Source organism: Salipiger sp. ABN3_019, assembly GCF_056158605.1.
The window spans coordinates 843594-862321 of the sequence record NZ_JBSWTP010000009.1 but is presented as its reverse complement, the minus strand read 5'-3'; the positions used below and the strand labels follow the sequence as shown (position 1 = coordinate 862321).

Sequence of the window (18728 nt, the reverse complement as noted above, 5' to 3'; positions counted from 1 at the left end):
ATCTCGATCCTCCCCTCAGAGCCACGCAATGTCGTCAAAGCCGCGGTTGATGTAACCGCCCTGCGAGTAGCTCTCGCCCTCGTAGCCAAAGATCGGCCAGACGGCTTTTTGGTTGTAGAGTCCGGTGACCAGCCCGCCGCGCACCTGCTGGAAGAAAGCGCTCTGCTCCATGCCGCGCAGGATGTCGACGCGGTCGCGCTCCCAGCCGGTGTCGAGATAGCTGTCAAAGCCTTTGCCCTGCGCCGCGGCATCCAGCGCGGCGATGCCAGCGGTGATGCCTTCGGCGGCTTCGGGGCTGTCATAGCCCTTCACCGCGATCACGTAGTTCTCATCGGGGATCTTGTCGTGCGGGTAGATGTCCCGCGCCATCTGCACCAGCGTCGCGAAGACGCGGGCATCAAGGCTGGTGGTCTCGGCCGCCCATGCCGCGTCGGGCGCGGCGACAAAGCCCGCCCCCACGACAAAGGACGCCCCCGCCGCGCTGGCGCGCGACAGCAGCTGGCGCCGGGTAAGACCCCGATTGGGGCTCCGGTGGCTTGCAGTGATCGTCATGTGGTCTCCTCCCATCAATATCCCGGCGGCGGGGCTCCTCTTCCCCTTCCGCCGGACCTGTCATTGCCTCATGTGAAACGTCCGCTCCGCTCCAGAACCTCGATCTGGTAGCCGTCGGGGTCCGCCACAAAGAAGAAGCGGGCGACGATCTCGCCTGCGGGGGCGAACTCGACGAGCTTGCGCGGAGCCAGCCCCTCGGCTTCGAAGCGCGCGTGTTCCGCGTCGAGATCATCGACCGAGACGGCGAAATGGCCGTAGCCGTCGCCAAGGTCATAGGGCTCGGCCCGGTCCTTGTTGATGGTCAGCTCAAGCTCGAAGCCGCTCTCGGAATTGCTCAGGTAGATCAGCGTGAAGTCGGGAAAGTCGAGCCGGTCGGCGACTTTCAGGCCAAAGGCCTTGTCGTAGAACTCCAGCGAGCGCGCCTCGTCGAGCACGCGGATCATGCTGTGGATGGCTTTGGCCAAGGGATGCTCCTCGTCTTGTCTTTCGGATCCGTGTTGAACCCAAGTCTAGACGAGAGGCGCAGGGGGGCGGGTAGTAACGACGTACTACCCGGCGCACCGGCAGATCAGGCGCTCATTCGGCGGCCAGCAGGGGCGCGGCGGGCGCCGCCTTGCTTTCAAGGAACACGAGGCAGGCGCAACGCAGCAGCGAGGTGAAATTCGACGGCTCGCCGCGCTGCTCCAGAACCTCGGAATGCAGCTTCGACACGAAGGCGGGCGTGGTCACCCCTTCGCCCTCGGCGATCTCGTCGAGAATGGCCCAGAACGAGTTTTCCAGCCGGATGCTGGTGCTCTGGCCGTTCAGCCGCAGACGGCGCGTGGTGGTCGCGTAGCGCTCCGGCTCCTGACCGGCAAAGACCTGACACATGGCGATATCCTTCCCTGTTCGGGCGGCCTTCGCGCAGCGCGCCGGCCGCTCAAGTCTTATGGTGCCGGACACGATAGCCCAAAGCGGCGCGCGGATATAGCACCCAATGGTCGGCATTGCCGCGCGGCCCGTGCGGCACCCCAAAGGCAATCCGGGGGAGCATGCGGGGCGGCATCCGGGGCGCGGCCAAAGCGTCCATTGTCGCCGGGGCAAGCGCCCGTTATAGGGCTGTAAACCCGAGTGACAGGAGATGCACATGTCCAACGCCCAGCTCGAAGCTGCCATCGAAGCCGCCTGGGAGGCGCGCGACACCATCACGTCCGCCACCACTGGCGAGACCCGCGACGCCATCGAAGACACGCTCAACGCGCTCGATTCGGGCGAGCTGCGCGTCGCCGAAAAGGTCGACGGCGAATGGGTCGTGAACCAATGGGCCAAGAAGGCCGTGCTTCTGGGCTTCCGCATCAAGGACATGGAGCAGCATGACGGCGGCCCGCAAGCCGGCGGCTGGTGGGACAAGGTCGACAGCAAGTTCAAAGGCTGGGGTGACAACCAATGGAAGGCCGCAGGCTTCCGCGCCGTGCCCAACTGCGTCGTCCGCAAGTCCGCCTACATCGCGCCCGGCGTGGTGCTGATGCCCTCCTTCGTCAACATCGGCGCCTATGTCGACAGCGGCACCATGGTAGACACATGGGCCACCGTCGGCTCCTGCGCGCAGATCGGCAAGAACGTGCACCTGTCGGGCGGCGTCGGCATCGGCGGCGTGCTCGAGCCGCTGCAGGCGGACCCGGTGATCATCGAGGACAACTGCTTCATCGGTGCCCGTTCGGAAGTGGTCGAAGGCGTGCGCGTCCGCGAGGGCTCGGTGATCGGCATGGGCGTCTTCCTCGGCCAGTCGACCAAGATCGTCGACCGCGAGACCGGCGAAGTCATGTACGGCGAAGTGCCGCCCTACTCGGTGGTCGTCGCGGGCTCCATGCCCTCGAAGAACGGCGTCAGCCTCTATTGCGCGGTCATCGTGAAGCGCGTCGACGAGCGCACCCGCTCGAAGACCGGCATCAACGAGCTGCTGCGCGACTGATCGCGCTGGGGTTTCGGCCCGTGGAAGGTATCGGAAAGGGGCGCATTGAGCGCCCCTTTTTCTTTGCCGGCCCTGCGACGACCTACGCGCGCTGCGCCTCTTGTGAGGAACCATCGCCCGCCCAAGGCGTTCACTCTGCGTCAAGAATTTATTCAGGGGTACACGCAATGGGTCTCGGCCTTATCGCTTCCATCATCGTCGGCGGGCTCGCCGGCTGGATCGCTTCCATGATCATGAAGGCCGACACCGGCATTCTGACCAACATCATCCTCGGCATCATCGGCGCCGTGGTTCTCAACCTCATCCTCTCGCTGGTCGGCATCTATGCCGCGAACACGTGGATCCCGCAGTTGATCGTCGGCATCATAGGCGCCAGCCTGCTGATCTGGGGCTATCGCAAGCTGCGCTGACCCGGTGATCTCCGAACTTTCCCTCCCGCTTCTGCTGGCGGTCTTCGCCGTCGCCGGTGCCATCGTCGTGGCCGTCTCTGTGCGCGCCACCACGCTGGCCGACCTCATCGCCGACCGCACCAAGATGGGGGAGGCAATGGCCGGCGGGCTGCTGCTCGGCGGCGCGACCTCGCTTTCGGGCGTGGTCGTTTCGGTCAGCGGCGCCGCCGACGGCGACGCCAGCTTCGCCATTTCCAACGCCGTGGGCGGCATCGCCGCGCAGACGCTATTCCTCGCGATCGCCGACCTGCTGCACCGCCGCGCCAATCTCGAACATGCCGCCGCCGAGCCCGCCAACCTGTTTCAGGCGGTGATGCTCATGCTGCTGCTCACCCTGCCGCTGGCCGCCGCTGCAGGGCCCGAGTTCACCATCTGGCAAATCCACCCGGTCTCGGTGATCATGTTCGCCGCCTATGTCGCGGGTGTGCGGCTGTCTGCCTCGGTGCGCGAGCAGCCCATGTGGGAGCCGGTAGAGACGCCCGACACCCGCCATGACGAGCCTGATGAAGAGAACGACCCACACGCCCCGGTGATGCGCCCGGCGCTGATCTTCGCCGCGCTGGTGGCGGTGATGGGTCTCTGCGGCTGGGTCATCAGCCAGGTCGGCAGCACCTTCATCACCCGCTTCGGCCTCGGCTCCAGCCTCGTCGGCGCGCTGATCACCGCCGTCGTTACCTCGCTGCCCGAGCTGATCACCACGCTCGTCGCCGTGCGCCGCGGGGCGCTGCAACTGGCCGTGGGCGGGATCATCGGCGGCAACACCTTCGACACGCTCTTCATGGTGTTCTCGGATGTCGCCTATCGCGACGGCTCGATCTACCACGCCATGGGCCAGACCGACCTCTACTGGCTCGCCACCGGACTTATCATGACCGCCATCCTGCTTGGCGGGCTGATCCTGCGCCAGCGCGAGGGGCCCGCCCGCATCGGCATCGAGAGCGTGCTGCTGATGGCGATCTACGGCTGCGCTGTTGCGGTCGCGGTGATCGCGCCCTGAGCATGGGCTCCGCTTGACATGTCCCTGCCGCTTGCGCATTGCGGGCGGCAGGCATCGCGGAGCGAAAGAACATGGGCAAGAAACCGTCGAAACAGCAGGTCTACACGCTTCTGGTCGAGGTCGGCCGCAAGGATGGCGACGGCCTTCCCAAAGGCGCGACCGGCGCTGGACTGCTGTGCTACGCCTCGGGCGTGGACGAGGCCGAGGCGGTGCGCGAGACCGTGGCGATCCTCAAGCAGGCCGACATGAACCCGCTCGACGTGACCGGCTACGGCACCGAAGAAGAGCGCAAGGCGCAGGGCATGGACATCGACGACAATGAACGCGAGCTCATGGCCCGCGCGCTCGAGGAAAACTCGGTGATCGTCGCCCAAGTCACGCCGTTCTACGACGATGACGAGGACGACGACGAAGAGTGATGCCGCTCAGCCGGGGATGATCTCGAACTTCGTGACATCCACCATGCCGCGATCGGTGATCTTCAGCGCGGGGATCACCGGCAGCGCAAGGAAGGCCAGCTGCAGGAAGGGCTCTTCCAGCGTCACGCCGAGCCCGCGCGCCGCGGCGCGCAGCTCCACCAGCCGGTCGCGCACCTCTTCAAAGGGCAAGAGGCTCATCAGCCCCGCCACCGGCAGCGCCAGCTCGGCGAGGATTTTCCCCTCCGCCGCCACCACAAAGCCCCCCTCGATCTCGGCCAGTCGGTTCGACGCCAGCGCCATATCGGCATAATCGGCGCCGACGCAGGCGATGTTGTGGTGATCGTGGCAGACTGTCGAGGCAATCGCCCCCTTCTGCAGGCCAAAGCCCCGCACAAAACCCGTGGCGATATTGCCGTTCTTGCCGTGCCGCTCGACCACCGCGATGCGGATCAGATCGCGCGCCACGTCGGGGGCCTTGTCGCCGTTCTCGATCACGATGGTCTCATGCAGGTGATCGGTGAGGATCTGCCCCTCGCGGATGCCGATCACGTCGGTCTCTTCGCGATTGGCGGTGGCGCGGAAGCTCTGCGCCGTCAGCTTCGGCGCGTGCACCGAAGAACGCCCCACCTCGGGGATCGTCTCGCGCGCCGCGAAGGCCGCATCATCCACCACCACGCCGCCGGCCAGCACCATCTGCGCGTGGCAGCCCTCGAGGCTGTCGATGGCGACGATATCCGCTCGCTTGCCCGGCGCGATCATGCCGCGATCCTTCAGGCCAAAGGCCTCCGCCGCCGACAGCGACGCCGCGCGATAAGCAGCCAGAGGCGGCGTGCCCAGTTCGATCAGCGTGCGGATCATGTAGTCGAGATGCCCGTGCTCGCCGATATCCAGCGGGTTCCGGTCGTCGGTGCAGAGGCACATATAGGGTGAGGTCCGCTCGTTCAGCAGCGGCTGCAGTGCGTGCAGGTCCTTGCTCACCGAGCCCTCACGGATCAGCACCCGCATGCCCTTGCGCAGCTTTTCCAGCGCCTCCTCGGCGCTCGTCGCCTCATGCTCGGTGCGGATGCCCGCCGCCACATAAGCGTTGAGATCGCGCCCCGAGAGCAGCGGGCAATGCCCGTCGATGTGCCCGCCCTCGAAGAGCCGCAGCTTCTTCATCGCCTCGGGGTCGCGGAAGATCACGCCGGGGTAGTTCATGAACTCCGCCAGCCCGATGCCCGAAGGATGTCCCATCAGTTCGGCGATATCCTCGGCCAGCAGTTCCGCCCCGGCGGTCTCCATATGCGTCGAGGGCACGCAGGACGACAGCTGCACCCGGATGTCCATGAGCGTATGGGCCGAAGCCTGCTGAAAATACCGAACCCCTGCGACGCCGATCACATTGGCGATCTCATGCGGATCGCAGATCGCCGTGGTCACCCCGCGCAGCGTCACGCAGCGGTCGAACTCGAAGGGCGTGACCAGCGAGCTTTCGATGTGCAGATGCGTGTCGATGAAGCCGGGCACGAGGATCGCGCCCTTCACGTCGATCTCGCGCGTGCCGTCGTAGCTCTCATAGACTCCGACGATGGTGTCGCCGCAGATCGCCACATCCCCCGCGATCAGCTCGCCGGTGATCAGATCGAGGATACGCCCGCCCTTCAGCACCAGATCCGCCGCCGCGTCGCCGCGCCCCTGTGCAATCTTCGTCTCGAGCTCTGCCATGCCTGTCTCCGGGTCGTTGTTTGCGCCCACAGTGCCACAGCCCACCCGGCAAAGGCGAGAGGGCTTGCCGCCTCATCCGGTTGCAAAAATCCGGGGATGCGCGCTTACTTGCGCCACAAAATCAACAGGGGAGCTACCATGACCATTTCCCGCCTCGCGCTGATCGCCGCGCTGGCCGCCGCAGGGACGGCTCAGGCCGATTGCGACAGCGTCACCTTCGCCGATGTCGGCTGGACCGACATCACCGCCACCACTGCCGCCACCACCGTGGTTCTGGGCGCGCTTGGCTATGACACCGACGTCAAAGTGCTCTCGGTGCCCGTCACCTACACCTCGATGGACCGCGGCGATGTGGATGTGTTCCTCGGCAACTGGATGCCCACGATGGAGGCCGATATCGCCCCCTACCGCGAGAAAGGCAGCGTCGACACCCTGCGCGCCAACCTCGAAGGCGCGAAATACACGCTGGCCACCAATGCCGCCGGGGCTGCGCTCGGGATCAAGGATTTCGCCGACATCGCCGCCCATGCCGATGAGCTCGACGAGACCATCTACGGCATCGAACCGGGCAATGACGGCAACCGGCTGATCCTCGACATGATCGAAGCCGACGCCTTCGGCCTCAAGGAGTTCGACGTCAAGGAAAGCTCTGAACAGGGCATGCTGGCGCAGGTTGGCCGCGCCTCGGGCCGCGACGAGCCGATCGTCTTCCTCGGCTGGGAGCCGCACCCGATGAACGCCAATTACGAGCTGACATACCTGTCGGGTGGCGACGAGTGGTTCGGCCCCGATTTCGGTGGCGCGACGGTCTACACCAACACCCGCGCGGGCTATGCCCAAGAGTGCCCCAACGTCGGCAAGCTATTGGAAAACCTGTCATTCTCTCTGGAAATGGAGAATGAAATCATGGGCGCGATCCTCAATGACGGCACCGATGCCGAAGAGGCCGCCACCGCATGGTTGCAGGCCAATCCGGACGTTCTGGACGCCTGGCTCGATGGGGTGACCACGCTCGCCGGCGGCGACGCCAAAGAGGCGGTCACCGCCGCGCTGCAATAAGGCGCCCGGCCCTGTCCCCGCGGGGACAGGGCTTTTCCATTTCCGATAAACTCCAAGACATTTTCTTCCGCGCTCTTCCTGGGCGTTCAGTAAACCTTCACCCAGCCACCGTCAGATGGGCCGCGACTGCCCTGACGATGGAATGCTGACATGAGCCTGCGCCTCATTCTTTTCGCCGCGCTCGGCCCGCTTCTGGCGCTCGTGCTTTACTTTGCCGGGCACGAGATCCTGCGCCTGAAACACAGCGCCGACGATCAGGCGCGGGTCGCGGCGATCGCCGCCGAATCCGAGATACTGTCGGACCTCGTGCACGAACTGCAGAAAGAGCGCGGCTATTCGGCGGGCTTCACCGCCTCGCGCGGCAAGAACTTCAGCGCCGAACTGGCAACCCAGCGCGCCGACACCGACGCCGCGCTTTCGCGGATGCAGGGCAACCTGCCGGAAACCCAAAGCGGTGCAGCCGTGGCGATGGAGGCCGCGCAAGAGCGGATCGACACCCTTGGCCAAACCCGCCAAGGCATCGACCGGCTGACTCTCAGCGTTCCCGAACTCGCGCAGTTTTATACCGGGCTGATCGACGAGTTGATGCATGCCAGCGGGCAGATGCGCGGAAATACCCACGCCTCGCCCAGCTCTGCCCTCATGGAGTCGCGCGAACAGGTTGAAATGGCGAAGGAAAGCGCTGGCCTCGCGCGCGCCATGGGGGCAACCGGCCTTGGCACGGATATCTTCCCGCCTGCGGTGCACCAGCGCTTCATGAAGCTCATCGCGCAGGAAGAGGCGTTTTTGGCCCGTGCCGCGCTGACACTCGACCGCCCGCAGATGCTGAACGATCTGAAGGCCAGCGCCCCGGCGCAGACCCTGGCGCCGATGGTCGAGACCATCGCAGGTCTGCCCTATGGCGGCGCGCGCGGCACACTGACGGCGCCGCAATGGTTCGCCGCCTCGACCGCTTGGATCGACGCGCTGCGCGCTGTCGAAACCGACCTCAACACCGAGATCGCGGCACAGGCCCTCTCGCTCACCCAGGCTGCGCGGCGCACACTCATGATCACCGGCGCGCTGACGCTTGTGGCTACGCTTGTTCTGGCGGCCATGGCGACCGTGATGACCGAGTTCATCACCCGCCGCCTGCGCCGCCTCACCGATGTGATGATGGAGTTCGTCGAAGGGCGGTTCGAGGCATGGGTGCCGCATATAAACAGCCGCGGAGAGATTGGCCGGATGGCGCAGTCGATCTATCGCTTCAAACAGCTCTCGCGCGCCGCGATCGAGAAACGCGCTGAGGATGAAGCGCAACTCAATGCCCGCCACCAGCAGGTGGTGGACCTGATGACCGAAGGGCTGAACGCACTCGCCCGCGCCGATCTGACCCTGCGCTTCGACACGCCTTTGGCCGAGGAATACGATGCCATCCGCGCCGATTTCAACACCGCCACCACCCGCCTGCGCGAGGTGATGCGGGCGGTCTCGGACACGGTGGGCGAGCTAGAGGAACGTTCCGGCAGCCTGCGCAGCTCTGCCGCCGATCTGGCCGAACGCACCACCGAGCAGGTGGCCACCATTGGCGGCACCGCCGAGACGGTCTCGGGGCTGACCCGGACGCTGGCCGAAACCAACGCCTCTCTGCGCGACGTGAAGGGGCTCGCCGACGAAGCGAAGGGCCGCGCCGACCGCTCGGGCGAGGTGGTTCGCAATGCCGTCGCCGCCATGGACCGCATCGCCGAAAGCTCGGGGCGGATCGCGCAGATCACCGCGGTGATCGAGGATATTTCTTTCCAGACCAATCTCTTGGCGCTCAACGCCGGGGTCGAGGCCGCACGCGCCGGAGAGTTCGGCAAAGGCTTTGCCGTGGTCGCCATGGAGGTGCAGGGCCTCGCCAGTCGCTCCGCCGATGCGGCGCTCGAAATCAAGGGGCTGATCGAGGAAAGCGCCCGAGAGGTCAGCGGCGGCGTCAATCTGGTGGGCGAAACCGGCGAGGCGCTGCAGGCCATCCTCGAGCAGATCCTTCGCGTCGACGAGGTGCTCTCAAGCGTCAGCGCCGCCGCCGAGGCGCAAAGCCGCGAATTGCAGGGGGTGAACGACGCCACCGCGCGCCTGCGTGACCTCACCTCGCAGAACACCGCCGTGGCCGATGCCAGCCGCGATGCCTCGACCGAACTGGCCGAAGGCGCACAGCGGCTGGCCGCGCTGGTCGCCGAGTTCGATCTTGGCACCCCGCAAGCCACGCAGACCCGCAGTCAGGCCGCATGACGCAGCCCGCAGAACGCGCCGTGCGATCCAGCTTTGCGGCAAGCACACTTTGCGCCAACCACAAAAAGGGCAATCCCAGCGTGCCTAGAAGCCTAACGAATGAGCTTCTTGATCGCCGCCGCATGATCCGGCGCCGCGCCCAGCGCATCTTCGGCCAGCGCCAGTGCGGTGATCATAAGATGATCTGGCGGCACGATGCGGTCGATCAGCCCCCAGACCTGCGCCTCTTCAACCGGCACCTTCTGCCCGGCCATAAGGATCATCTTGGCCCGTGCGGGACCAACCAGCGCCGCCAGACGCGGCGGATCGGAGGGCTGCGGCAAAAACCCCAGCTTCATCACCGGGTAGAAGACTTTCGCCCCGGGTACCGAGATCCGCAGATCGCAGGCCAGCGCCATGCCCATCGCGCCCCCCGCCAGCGTGCCGTTGAGCGCGCAAATGGTCAGGCAGGGCAGCGCCGCGATCGCCCCCGAGAGCCGCTCCCAGAGCGGCGAGGTTGCAAGCCCAGCCCGCGCCGCCTCGAGATCCGCACCGGCAGAGAACACCTTGCCCACCCCGGTCAGCACCAGCACCCGCGCCTCTACCGCCGCCTCGGCGATCTCACACAGGCGCTCGAGCATCTCCGGCGTCAGAGAGTTGGCCTTCGCCGGACGGTCGATCACCGCCAGCCAATAGCCGCCCTCTTTCTCCAGCGAGATCATGCGACGCCGATCTTGCTGCGAATGCCTTCGTCACGCAGCGAGACCTCATCGCCGAGGAAGCCATTCGCCTCCGGCCCGCACATCCACAGCAGCGCCTTGGCCACCCACTCGGGCGGAATATGATCTTCCCACTCCAGCGCGCTCACCGCATTCACCCCAGAGGCTTTGATCGTGCGCTGCATCTGCGTCGCCACCGTGCCCGGCGAAAGCGAGAGCGCACGGATGCCGCGGGCGCGGCCCTCTTCGTCCGCCATGCGGGTCAGCATCAGCGCCCCGGCCTTCGAGGCACAATAGGCCGACCAGCCCTCAAGCGGGCGGTGCGCCGCGCCAGAGCCGATGGTCAACACCGTGCCGCCGCCCTGCGCCAGCATCAGCGGCAGCGCCGCGCGCATGCCGTGGTAGACGCCCTTGAGGTTGACGTCGATCACCTGCCCCCATGCGTCCGGATCGGCCCCGGCCAGCGGCGCGATCGGCTCGATCACCCCGGCGTTGTTGACCAGAATGTCGAGCCCGCCAAAGGCGGTGACGCAGGCCTGAACCGCCTGATCCATCTCCCAGTAGCGCGAGATGTCGCAGGGGATGGCGATCGCCTTGGGACCGATCTCTCCGGCCATTTCCGCCACCGCCTCGCGGCTGCGCGCCACCAGCGCCACATTCGCGCCAGCCTCGGCAAAAAGCCGGGCCGCCGCGGCGCCGATGCCGCGGCTCGCTCCGGTGATCAGCGCGGTTTTCCCTGTCAGGTCCATGGATTGCCCCATCGGTTGGAAATCCCCTCCTTGGTAAACACAGCGCTATCCACGGTCCACCCCCTTGACCCCGGGGGATACGGAGGCGAACTCTAGGCCATTGATTGCGATATACGCCATGGAAGGGATTGGGGATGCGTGTTCTGACTGGGGTCATGGGAGCCGGTGTCACGGCATTGGCACTGACGCCGCCCGCACTCGCGGATGTCACCCCCGAACAGGTGTGGGATGACCTGTCGGGCATGCTCGAGGGGGTCGGTTATGAGGTCTCGGTGACCGAAAGCCCCAGCGGCGGAAATCTGCTGCTGAGCGATCTGACGCTCACCATGGCGGTGGCCGCCGGTGAGGCGCAGGCCGCGGGCGATGTGACGGTCGCCTTCGGTGATCTGACCTTCGAAGACCTCGGCGACGGCACCGTCGGGATCCGCTTCCCCAGCCCGATGCCGATCGACATTCGCGTCACCGAAGAGGGCGCCGAGCCGGTCGAGATGACGCTGGAACTGGGTCAGGAGGCGCTGGAGATGATCGCGTCCGGCACCCCGGAGGCGATGGACTACAGCTATAGCGCCGCCGCCACATCGCTCGATCTGGTGCGTCTGGTGGCCGAAGGCGAGGAACTGCCACGTGAAGTGATCAGCGCCAGCCTCGCCACAGGCCCGCTCAGCGGCAGTTCCGAGGTGGACAGCAGCGACGGCACAAGGCGCTATAGCCACAGCTACAAGACCGACGAGCTGCGCTACGATCTGTCGGGCAGCAACCCCGAGGAAGAGAATGCCACCGGGCAAATCTCCGGCCGCATGACCGGGCTGGCCAGCAGCGGCATGTCGGTGATCCCCGACGAGATGGGCAGCGAGGACGCCGCCGCCTTCATGGCCGCGGGATTCGAGGGCAGCGGGCGCTTCACCTATGAGACCGGGCAGGCGAGCTTTGCGGTCACTCAGGACGGCGAGACGATGACCGGCAGCAGCAGCTCGAAAGGCGGCAGCTTCGAGGGGTCGATCGACGGCGCGCATCTGAGCTACGCCCTGTCGCTCGATACGCTGAACTACGAGGCCGAGGGCAGCTCTCTGCCCTTCCCGGTCAGCGCCGCGATGGACAAGGTCGCCTACAATATGACGCTGCCGCTAGCCAAATCCGACACGCCGCAGGATCTTGCGCTTGGCCTCACCCTGGGCGGTCTGACCGTGTCGGATCAGATCTGGGGCATCTTCGATCCCGGCGGCAGCCTGCCGCGCGATCCGGCAACGCTGGCCTTCGATATCACCGGCAAGGCGACGCCGCTGGTGTCGATCTTCGATCCCGCCGATCTCGCGCAGCTCGAGGACGAAGAGACCGTGCCTGCCGAGCTCAATGCGCTGTCGCTCAACAGCCTGACGCTTGAGGTGGCCGGCGCCAAGATCACCGGGGAGGGGGATTTCACCTTCCACAACGAGGACACCGAAAGCTATGGCGGCATGCCGCGGCCCGAAGGTGCGGTCAACTTCACCCTCGCCGGGGCCAATGGGCTGATCGACAAGCTGATCGCCATGGGGCTGCTGAGCCAGCAGGACGCCATGGGCGCGCGGATGATGCTGGGCATGTTCACCGTGGCCGGGTCCGAGCCCGACACGATGACGTCGACCATCGAAGTGGACGCCGACGGCCATCTTTTGGCCAACGGGCAGCGCATCCGCTGAACGCGCGGCGCCGCAGGTCCAGTTGGGGGCCTGCGGCGCCAAATCTCTTCAAAGAGATTTGCAAGCTCCTTCGAAGGAGCTTGGCTCACCTTCCCCGGCGGATCGCTTTGCGGCTCATTTGGCCATGAGATCGGGCAGATCGCCGGTCAGCCCCGCCGCCTCGCGCACGAAGTTGCGGCGCAGCCCCGGCATCCCCTGAACCAGCGCCATGCCAAGGTCGCGCCCGGCGCGCAGCAGCGGGTTGTCATTCGAGAAGAGCCGGTTGAACAGATCGGTCGCCGCCGCCAGCGCCGCCGTGTCGAAGCGACGCCAGCTCTGGTAGCGCGCCAGCACAAGCTCCGAGGCCACATCCTCACCGCGCCGCTGCGCATGCGCCAGCACATGCGCCAGCGCGGCGACATCGCGCAGCCCGGCGTTGAGCCCCTGCCCGGCGATCGGATGCATGCCATGCGCCGCATCCCCCACCAGCGCCAGCCGCGCGCCGATGAAACTGTTCGCCAGCGTCAGCCCCAGCGGGTAGGTATAGCGCGGCCCGGCCAGCGAGATCTCTCCGAGGAAATCGCCGAAGCGCGGGCGCAGCACCTGCAGATAAGCGTCATCGGGCAGCGCGTTGATCGTGCGGGCCTGCGCATCGCTCTCGCTCCAGACGATCGAGCTGCGGTTGCCGGTCAGCGGCAGGATCGCCAGCGGCCCGCTGGGCATGAAGAACTGATGCGCCACGCCCTCATGCGGCTTTTCATGCGCGATGGCACAGACCAGCGCGGTCTGGCCATAGCTCCAGCCCATGCGCCGGATGCCCGCGCGCGCGGCGGTGCCGCTGCTGCGCCCGTCGGCACCGATGAGCAGCCGCCCGCGCAGGCTACTGCCATCCGCAAGCTGCACCGTCACGCCCGAGGCATCCACCTCCTGCCCGATCACCGTGCTGCCCGCGCGATGGGTCACCAGCGGCGCATCGGCCATGGCTTGCAGCAGCGCGCGGCGCAGGAAGCGGTCTTCGACCATATGGCCCATCGGCCCTTCCTCGATCTCCGCCGAAGCGAAATCGAGCCCGAGGAACACTTCTGCCTCGCCAACCCGTCCGTCGGTCACGCGGATGGCGCTCATCGGCTGGGCCTGCGGCGCCAGGTCGTCCCAGAGGCCGAGATTGGCCAAGAGCCGCACCGAGGCGAGGGCCAGCGCATAGGCGCGGCCATCGAACCCCGGATCGGCCCGTGTCTCGCCGGGCAGAGCGTCGATGACGGTAGAGCTGAGCCCGGCCTGTGCCGCCGCCAGCGCAAGCGCGGGGCCGTTCAGACCGCCGCCGATGATGAGCAGATCGCTGTCCTGTGTCATGAGGCGTACTATGGTCCTGCGGCCGGGATTGTCCATGCGGCGCCGTGCCGTTACCGTCGCGCCGAACGCAAAAAATAGGATGGCGGCATGACGGACTGGACAGGCAAGAGCGCGGCGGATCTGGGGCGGGCGATCGGTGCGGGCGAAGTGGACCCGGTGGCGCTGACACAAGCCTTCCTCGACAAGATCGCGGCGCACCCGCTGAAGGATCGCATTTACGCCCGTCTCACCCCCGAGCGCGCTCTGGCCGAGGCCGAGGCCGCCAGTGCCCGCGCCAAGGCGGGGCGCCGTCTCTCGCCGCTCGATGGCGTGCCGGTCAGCTGGAAAGACCTCTTCGACACCGCTGGCGTCGCCACCGAGGCGGGAACCGCGCTGCTCGAGGGCCGCGTGCCCGACACCGACGCCAAGGTGCTGCAGACCGCCACCGCCATGGGCCTCGTCTGCCTTGGCAAGACGCATCTGTCCGAACTGGCCTTCTCCGGCCTCGGGCTCAACCCGGTGACCGCCACCCCGCCTTCGGTGAATGATCCGGGCTCGGTGGCCGGTGGCTCCTCGTCGGGTGCCGCGGCCTCGGTCGCTTTCGGGCTGGCCGCCGCGGCGGTGGGCTCGGACACCGGCGGCTCGGTGCGCATCCCTTCCGCGTGGAACGATCTTGTGGGGCTGAAGACCACTGCGGGCCGCCTGCCGCTTGAGGGCGCGGTGCCGCTGGCGGCGCGCTTCGACACCGTCGGCCCGCTGTGCCAGACGGTCGAGGATGCGGCGCTGATGCTGGCGGCGCTCGAGGGGCGCGACGCCCCCGACCTGACCGGCGCCTCGCTCAAGGGCGTGCGCCTTGCCACGCTGCAGACAATCGTGATGGACGATCTGCGCCCCGAGCCCGCCGCCGCCTACGCCGCGGCGCTGGAAAAGCTGGCCGCCGCCGGGGCCGAGATCGTGCCGATCGAGGTGCCCGAGGTGGCCGTGCCCATGGGCGACGCGGGCGTGCTCTACACCGCCGAGGCATGGGCCGCTTGGGGCGAAGAGATCACCGCGCGCGGCGAGCTGATGTTCCCGCCGATCCGCGCCCGTTTCGAAGGTGGCAAAGAGTTCTCCGCCGCCGAGTACATCAATGCGTGGAACCGCATGATGCAGGCGCGCGCCGCCTGGGCCGAGGCCACCGCGGGCTTTGACGCGGTGCTCTGCCCGACCGCGCCGAACCTGCCGCCGCAGGCCGACCGGCTGATGACCGACGAGGAATATTACGTCACCGAGAACCTGCTGACCCTGCGCAACACCCGCGTCGGCAATGTCATGGGCCTCTGCGTCACCACGCTGCCCACAGGCGCGCCAAGCTGCGGCATCTCGCTGATGGCGGCCCCAATGGAAGAAGACCGCTTGCTGCGCCTGTCGGTCGCCGCCGAAGCCGCGCTTGCCTGACCCTCGATGACAGCGAAAGGGCCAGCTTGATCGCTGGCCCGGTACCCTCGGCCATACCGCAAAGCCATCAGCCGCAGCGCGTGTAGGTCAGCGGCTCGGGGCTCGCGCCCTCGCCACTCTCCTGCCGAACCAGCGTGTCGCCGCGCAGCACCAGAACCACATCCCGGCTCCAACTGAGCCCCTCGCCGGTGAAGGCAAAGGACGCCTCAAGGCGCTCGGGATCGCTTTCGGCCACTGCATCCAGAACCGCGCGCAATTCATAAAAGCTCAGCGTGTCGCCTTCGACGGTCATCAGCCCCTTGGCATCGCCGCGGGTCGAGGTGCAATCCGCCGGAACCAGCCCCCAGCGCCCCTGCATGTCCTGCGGGATGGCAGCCGCGCTGTCCTCGGCACCCGCGCGCTCTTGCGCCGGGCTTTGCTTCTCCTGCGGCAGGCAGGCCGAAAGGGCGAGCGCGAAGAGCGCCGCCAGCGGAGCGGGGTGTTTCGCAAAACGTATCATGCGCGCAAAACCCAGCGCGCTGCGCCGCGGTTCCCCTGCCAGAGCGGCGACGGCTGCCCGCCGCTCACCCTGCGCGAAACCCCGCCGCCGAGTAGATCAGAGCGCGTTCAGCAGGCTCTCCGTCGGCCAGCCATCCACCGGCAGCCCCAGTTCCGCCTGCATCCGGCGCACCGCGGCACGGGTGCCCGCGCCGAGGATGCCATCGGCCTCGCCAACGTCATGCCCGCGCGACTGCAACTTGCGCTGAAGCTGCTGCATCTGCGGCCCCGAGAGCCCCGGCGCGGGCGTGCGCGCGTCATAGACCGGCGCCCCTTCGAGTCGCGTGGCGAAATAGGCCGCGGTCAGCACGTAGGTGAAGCTCTGGTTCCACTCGAAATAGACCCGGAAGTTGGGATAGGCGATAAACGCCGGCCCTCCCCGCCCCTGCGGCAGCAGGATCGACGCCTGCAAGCGCCCGTCATCCAGCGCGCCATTGCGCCCCGACACGCCAAGACGCTCCCATTCGGCGACGCTCAGGGTGGTCTCGAGCCCGGTCATCGACCAGTCGAAATCCTCCGGCAGGGTGATCTCCTGCAGCCAAGGCTCGTTCGGGCGCCAGCCGAGCCCCGAGAGCATCTTCGCCCCCGACATCAGCGCATCGGGCACCGAAGACTTGAGCAGCACATGCCCATCGCCATCGCCATCGACGCCGTTCTCGATGATGTCCTTGGGCAGCATCTGCACCATGCCGATCTCGCCCGCCCAGGCACCGGTGGTCGTAGCGGGATCGAAATCGCCATGCTCGTAAAGCTCCAGCGCCGCGATCAGCTGCGGACGGAACAGCTCGGGCCTGCGGCAGTCATGCGCCAGCGTGGCCAGAGCGTTGGCGGTGTTGAAGTTGCCCTGATAGCCGCCGTAATCGGTCTCGAAGGCCCAGAACGCCAGCAGCACCCCGCGCGAGATGCCGTATTCGCTGTCGATCCGGTCAAAGACCGCGTCCCATTCCTCGGCCTTGCGGCGACCCTTGTCGAGCCGGTCCTGCGAGATCAGCTTGCGCGAAAACTCGATGAAGGGCGATTGGAAGATGCCCTGCGCCCGGTCGGCCTTCAGCACTTTGGGATCCTGCCGCAGCCCGCCGAAGAACCGCGCCGCAGCCGCGGGATCGCCCCCCTGCGCCACCGCCTCATCGGCAACCCCGTCCAGAAAGGCGCGGAAATCGCCGCCGCAGGGCACGGCCTGCAGGGATTGAGCCTGCACCGCTGCGGGCAGCAGAAGGGCGGTCAGAAGGGGCCAGATACGCATTGGGACCTCTTGGGAAAATTTGCGTTACCCTATCAGCCCGCACGGGGCAGGCAACCGCGCCGCCTTGGCGCGCGATCACATCGCGTGCAGCGGCCTGTGAACACACAAGCGTGACCTAGCGGCACCCCTGAAACTTGGGATCGGAAAGCAAAATTAATCATTTCTTTAGGAAGCCCGCCGAAAACAGAGGTGGAAGGGTAAAAAACAAATAAAACTCTCGCCTGCCTCCGGACAGCATGCCGGATGCGGAACCACATCAGGGGAGTACCTGTCAGGAGAATGCGATGAAGGTGCTCATAGTCCAACACGATCAGAACTCTCGCGCGGCTCTGGGGCCGACATCTCAAAAGCCGTGGCGCCGAGGTTCGCGTCGCGTCAGGCCAGGAGGCGGCAACACGGGTGATGCTCGAAGAGCAGATCGACGTGATCGTGCTCGACCTGATGCTGGCCGAGGGCAGCGCGCTTGCGGTGGCGGATTTCGCCTCATACCGCCAACCGCACTGCCGCGTGGTCTTTGTCACCGACACGGCGGTGTTCTCGGATGGTTCGATCTTCCGCCATTGCGGCAACGCCTGCGCCTATCTGCCAAGCGCCACGGCCCCGGCCGATCTTGTGGCCATGGTCGAGCATTACGGGGCGCATTGCGCCCCGTGACATGGCTCAGGCCGCCGCCAGATGCTCGCGCTGGTGCGGCGCATCAAGGTCAAGCTTCGGCCCCACCGGCACGATGCGGTGCGGATTGATCGTGTCGTGGCTGTAGTGGTAGTGGCGCGAGATATGGTCGAGCCGCACCGTCTCGGCGACCCCCGGCCACTGATAAAGCTCGCGCACATAGGCCCAGAGCGCCGGGTAATCGACGATGCGGGCGCGGTTGCACTTGAAGTGGCCGTGATACACCGTGTCGAAGCGGATCAGCGTGGTGAACAGGCGCCAGTCGGCCTCGGTGATCTGCGCGCCCATCAGGTAGCGCTGGCCTGAAAGCCGCTCCTCGAGCCAGTCCAGCGTGTCGAACAGCGGAGCCACGGCCTCTTCATAGGCCTCCTGCGTGGTGGCGAATCCGGCCTTGTAGACGCCGTTGTTGACCGTGTCGTAGATGCGCGCGTTCACCGGCTCGATCGCCTCGCGCAGCGCCTCGGGCCAATAGTCGTCGGTGTTGCCGGTCAGCCCGTCGAAGGCGCTGTTGAACATGCGGATGATCTCGGCGCTCTCGTTGGACACGATGGTCTTGCGCTCCTTGTCCCACAGCACCGGCACCGTCACCCGCCCCGAAACCGTCGGGTTGGCCTTGAGGTAGACGTCGCGCAGGTAGGGAAGATCATAAAGCTGGTCGCCGGTGGCACCGTCGAAATCGGTGCGGAACTCCCAGCCTTCCGACAGCATCTCGGGATGCACGGCACTATAAGAGATCAAATCCTCCAGCCCCTTGAGCTTGCGGAAGATCAGCGCGCGATGCGCCCAGGGGCAGGCATAGCTGACATAGAGATGATAGCGTCCGGGTTCGGCCTTGAAGCCCGCTTCGCCCGAGGGTCCGGCTGATCCGTCAGCGGTCACCCAGTTGCGGAACTTTGCCGTGGACCGCACGAACTTGCCGCCGGTCTTGTCGGTGTCATACCATTTGTCCTGCCACTTGCCGTCGACCAGTAGGCCCATCTGTCGCACTCCTGCGTTGCTCTGGGCCATGAGCTAGTGGCAT

Annotated in this window: 19 protein-coding genes; 9 read left to right on the top strand and 10 right to left on the bottom strand. The window is 66.5% G+C overall.

Features of this window, described 5'->3' with window-relative positions:
- Positions 1–15 precede the first annotated feature (15 nt).
- From ACXAD2_RS12275 to ACXAD2_RS12265, 3 genes are all read right to left on the bottom strand, one after another.
- Positions 16–552 carry a Twin-arginine translocation pathway signal gene (locus tag ACXAD2_RS12275; RefSeq protein WP_475170285.1) on the bottom strand — a complete coding sequence of 179 codons (537 nt, stop codon included), beginning with the start codon at positions 550–552 and terminating at the stop codon, positions 16–18.
- 68 nt (positions 553–620) lie between these two features.
- Entirely contained in the window at positions 621–1016 is a 396-nt protein-coding gene (locus tag ACXAD2_RS12270; RefSeq protein ID WP_475170280.1) for a VOC family protein, read from the bottom strand.
- 112 nt (positions 1017–1128) lie between these two features.
- Positions 1129–1422 (bottom strand): ribbon-helix-helix domain-containing protein, encoded by a 294-nt coding sequence (locus ACXAD2_RS12265; protein WP_164180073.1) that lies wholly within the window; start codon positions 1420–1422, stop codon positions 1129–1131.
- 256 nt (positions 1423–1678) lie between these two features.
- Here ACXAD2_RS12265 and dapD point away from each other — a divergent pair, with 256 nt between their 5' ends.
- The 4 genes from dapD (at position 1679) to ACXAD2_RS12245 (ending at position 4368) form a co-directional block, all read left to right on the top strand.
- A complete protein-coding gene (gene dapD / locus ACXAD2_RS12260; RefSeq protein WP_066103821.1) occupies positions 1679–2503 on the top strand; it encodes a 2,3,4,5-tetrahydropyridine-2,6-dicarboxylate N-succinyltransferase in 825 nt (274 codons plus the stop codon).
- Between the two features lie 167 nt (positions 2504–2670).
- Positions 2671–2913 (top strand): GlsB/YeaQ/YmgE family stress response membrane protein, encoded by a 243-nt coding sequence (locus tag ACXAD2_RS12255; RefSeq protein ID WP_066103819.1) that lies wholly within the window; start codon positions 2671–2673, stop codon positions 2911–2913.
- A 4-nt stretch (positions 2914–2917) separates the two neighbouring features.
- Positions 2918–3949 (top strand): sodium:calcium antiporter, encoded by a 1032-nt coding sequence (locus ACXAD2_RS12250; protein WP_475170269.1) that lies wholly within the window; start codon positions 2918–2920, stop codon positions 3947–3949.
- A gap of 71 nt (positions 3950–4020) precedes the next feature.
- Positions 4021–4368: a hypothetical protein gene (locus ACXAD2_RS12245; RefSeq protein ID WP_066103815.1), complete on the top strand. Its 348-nt coding sequence runs from the start codon at positions 4021–4023 to the stop codon at positions 4366–4368.
- A 6-nt stretch (positions 4369–4374) separates the two neighbouring features.
- Here the strand turns inward: ACXAD2_RS12245 and ade are convergent, their stop codons facing one another.
- Positions 4375–6072, bottom strand: coding sequence for an adenine deaminase (ade, locus tag ACXAD2_RS12240; RefSeq protein ID WP_475170265.1), 1698 nt, complete (start codon positions 6070–6072; stop codon positions 4375–4377).
- Between the two features lie 138 nt (positions 6073–6210).
- Here ade and choX point away from each other — a divergent pair, with 138 nt between their 5' ends.
- Together choX and ACXAD2_RS12230 are read left to right on the top strand one after the other, a co-directional pair.
- Positions 6211–7131, top strand: coding sequence for a choline ABC transporter substrate-binding protein (gene choX / locus ACXAD2_RS12235; protein ID WP_475170262.1), 921 nt, complete (start codon positions 6211–6213; stop codon positions 7129–7131).
- Positions 7132–7281: 150 nt separating this feature from the next.
- Positions 7282–9384, top strand: a complete 2103-nt coding sequence (locus ACXAD2_RS12230; RefSeq protein WP_475170258.1) for a methyl-accepting chemotaxis protein — start codon at positions 7282–7284, stop codon at positions 9382–9384.
- 92 nt (positions 9385–9476) lie between these two features.
- Here ACXAD2_RS12230 and ACXAD2_RS12225 read toward each other — a convergent pair whose 3' ends face one another.
- Positions 9477–10085: an enoyl-CoA hydratase/isomerase family protein gene (locus tag ACXAD2_RS12225; RefSeq protein WP_475170256.1), complete on the bottom strand. Its 609-nt coding sequence runs from the start codon at positions 10083–10085 to the stop codon at positions 9477–9479.
- A complete protein-coding gene (locus tag ACXAD2_RS12220; protein WP_475170253.1) occupies positions 10082–10831 on the bottom strand; it encodes an SDR family oxidoreductase in 750 nt (249 codons plus the stop codon). The genes ACXAD2_RS12225 and ACXAD2_RS12220 overlap by 4 nt, the downstream gene beginning before the upstream one ends.
- A gap of 134 nt (positions 10832–10965) precedes the next feature.
- Here ACXAD2_RS12220 and ACXAD2_RS12215 point away from each other — a divergent pair, with 134 nt between their 5' ends.
- Entirely contained in the window at positions 10966–12507 is a 1542-nt protein-coding gene (locus tag ACXAD2_RS12215) for a DUF2125 domain-containing protein (protein ID WP_475170248.1), read from the top strand.
- A 114-nt stretch (positions 12508–12621) separates the two neighbouring features.
- On the opposite strand, the gene ACXAD2_RS12210 is transcribed toward ACXAD2_RS12215, so the two are convergent.
- On the bottom strand, positions 12622–13839 hold the full coding sequence (locus tag ACXAD2_RS12210) for a UbiH/UbiF/VisC/COQ6 family ubiquinone biosynthesis hydroxylase (RefSeq protein WP_475170247.1): 1218 nt from the start codon (positions 13837–13839) through the stop codon (positions 12622–12624).
- A gap of 87 nt (positions 13840–13926) precedes the next feature.
- Between ACXAD2_RS12210 and ACXAD2_RS12205 the strand changes: the two genes are divergently transcribed.
- Entirely contained in the window at positions 13927–15255 is a 1329-nt protein-coding gene (locus ACXAD2_RS12205) for an amidase (RefSeq protein ID WP_475170245.1), read from the top strand.
- 67 nt (positions 15256–15322) lie between these two features.
- Here ACXAD2_RS12205 and ACXAD2_RS12200 read toward each other — a convergent pair whose 3' ends face one another.
- On the bottom strand, positions 15323–15754 hold the full coding sequence (locus ACXAD2_RS12200; RefSeq protein ID WP_475170239.1) for a hypothetical protein: 432 nt from the start codon (positions 15752–15754) through the stop codon (positions 15323–15325).
- A gap of 96 nt (positions 15755–15850) precedes the next feature.
- On the bottom strand, positions 15851–17035 hold the full coding sequence (locus tag ACXAD2_RS12195; protein WP_475170234.1) for a lytic murein transglycosylase: 1185 nt from the start codon (positions 17033–17035) through the stop codon (positions 15851–15853).
- A gap of 402 nt (positions 17036–17437) precedes the next feature.
- On the opposite strand from ACXAD2_RS12195, the gene ACXAD2_RS12190 reads away from it, so the two are divergent.
- Entirely contained in the window at positions 17438–17689 is a 252-nt protein-coding gene (locus tag ACXAD2_RS12190; RefSeq protein ID WP_475170231.1) for a hypothetical protein, read from the top strand.
- Positions 17690–17695: 6 nt separating this feature from the next.
- On the opposite strand, the gene ACXAD2_RS12185 is transcribed toward ACXAD2_RS12190, so the two are convergent.
- Positions 17696–18685 (bottom strand): glutathione S-transferase family protein, encoded by a 990-nt coding sequence (locus ACXAD2_RS12185; RefSeq protein ID WP_475170228.1) that lies wholly within the window; start codon positions 18683–18685, stop codon positions 17696–17698.
- Between the last annotated feature and the right edge of the window lie 43 nt (positions 18686–18728).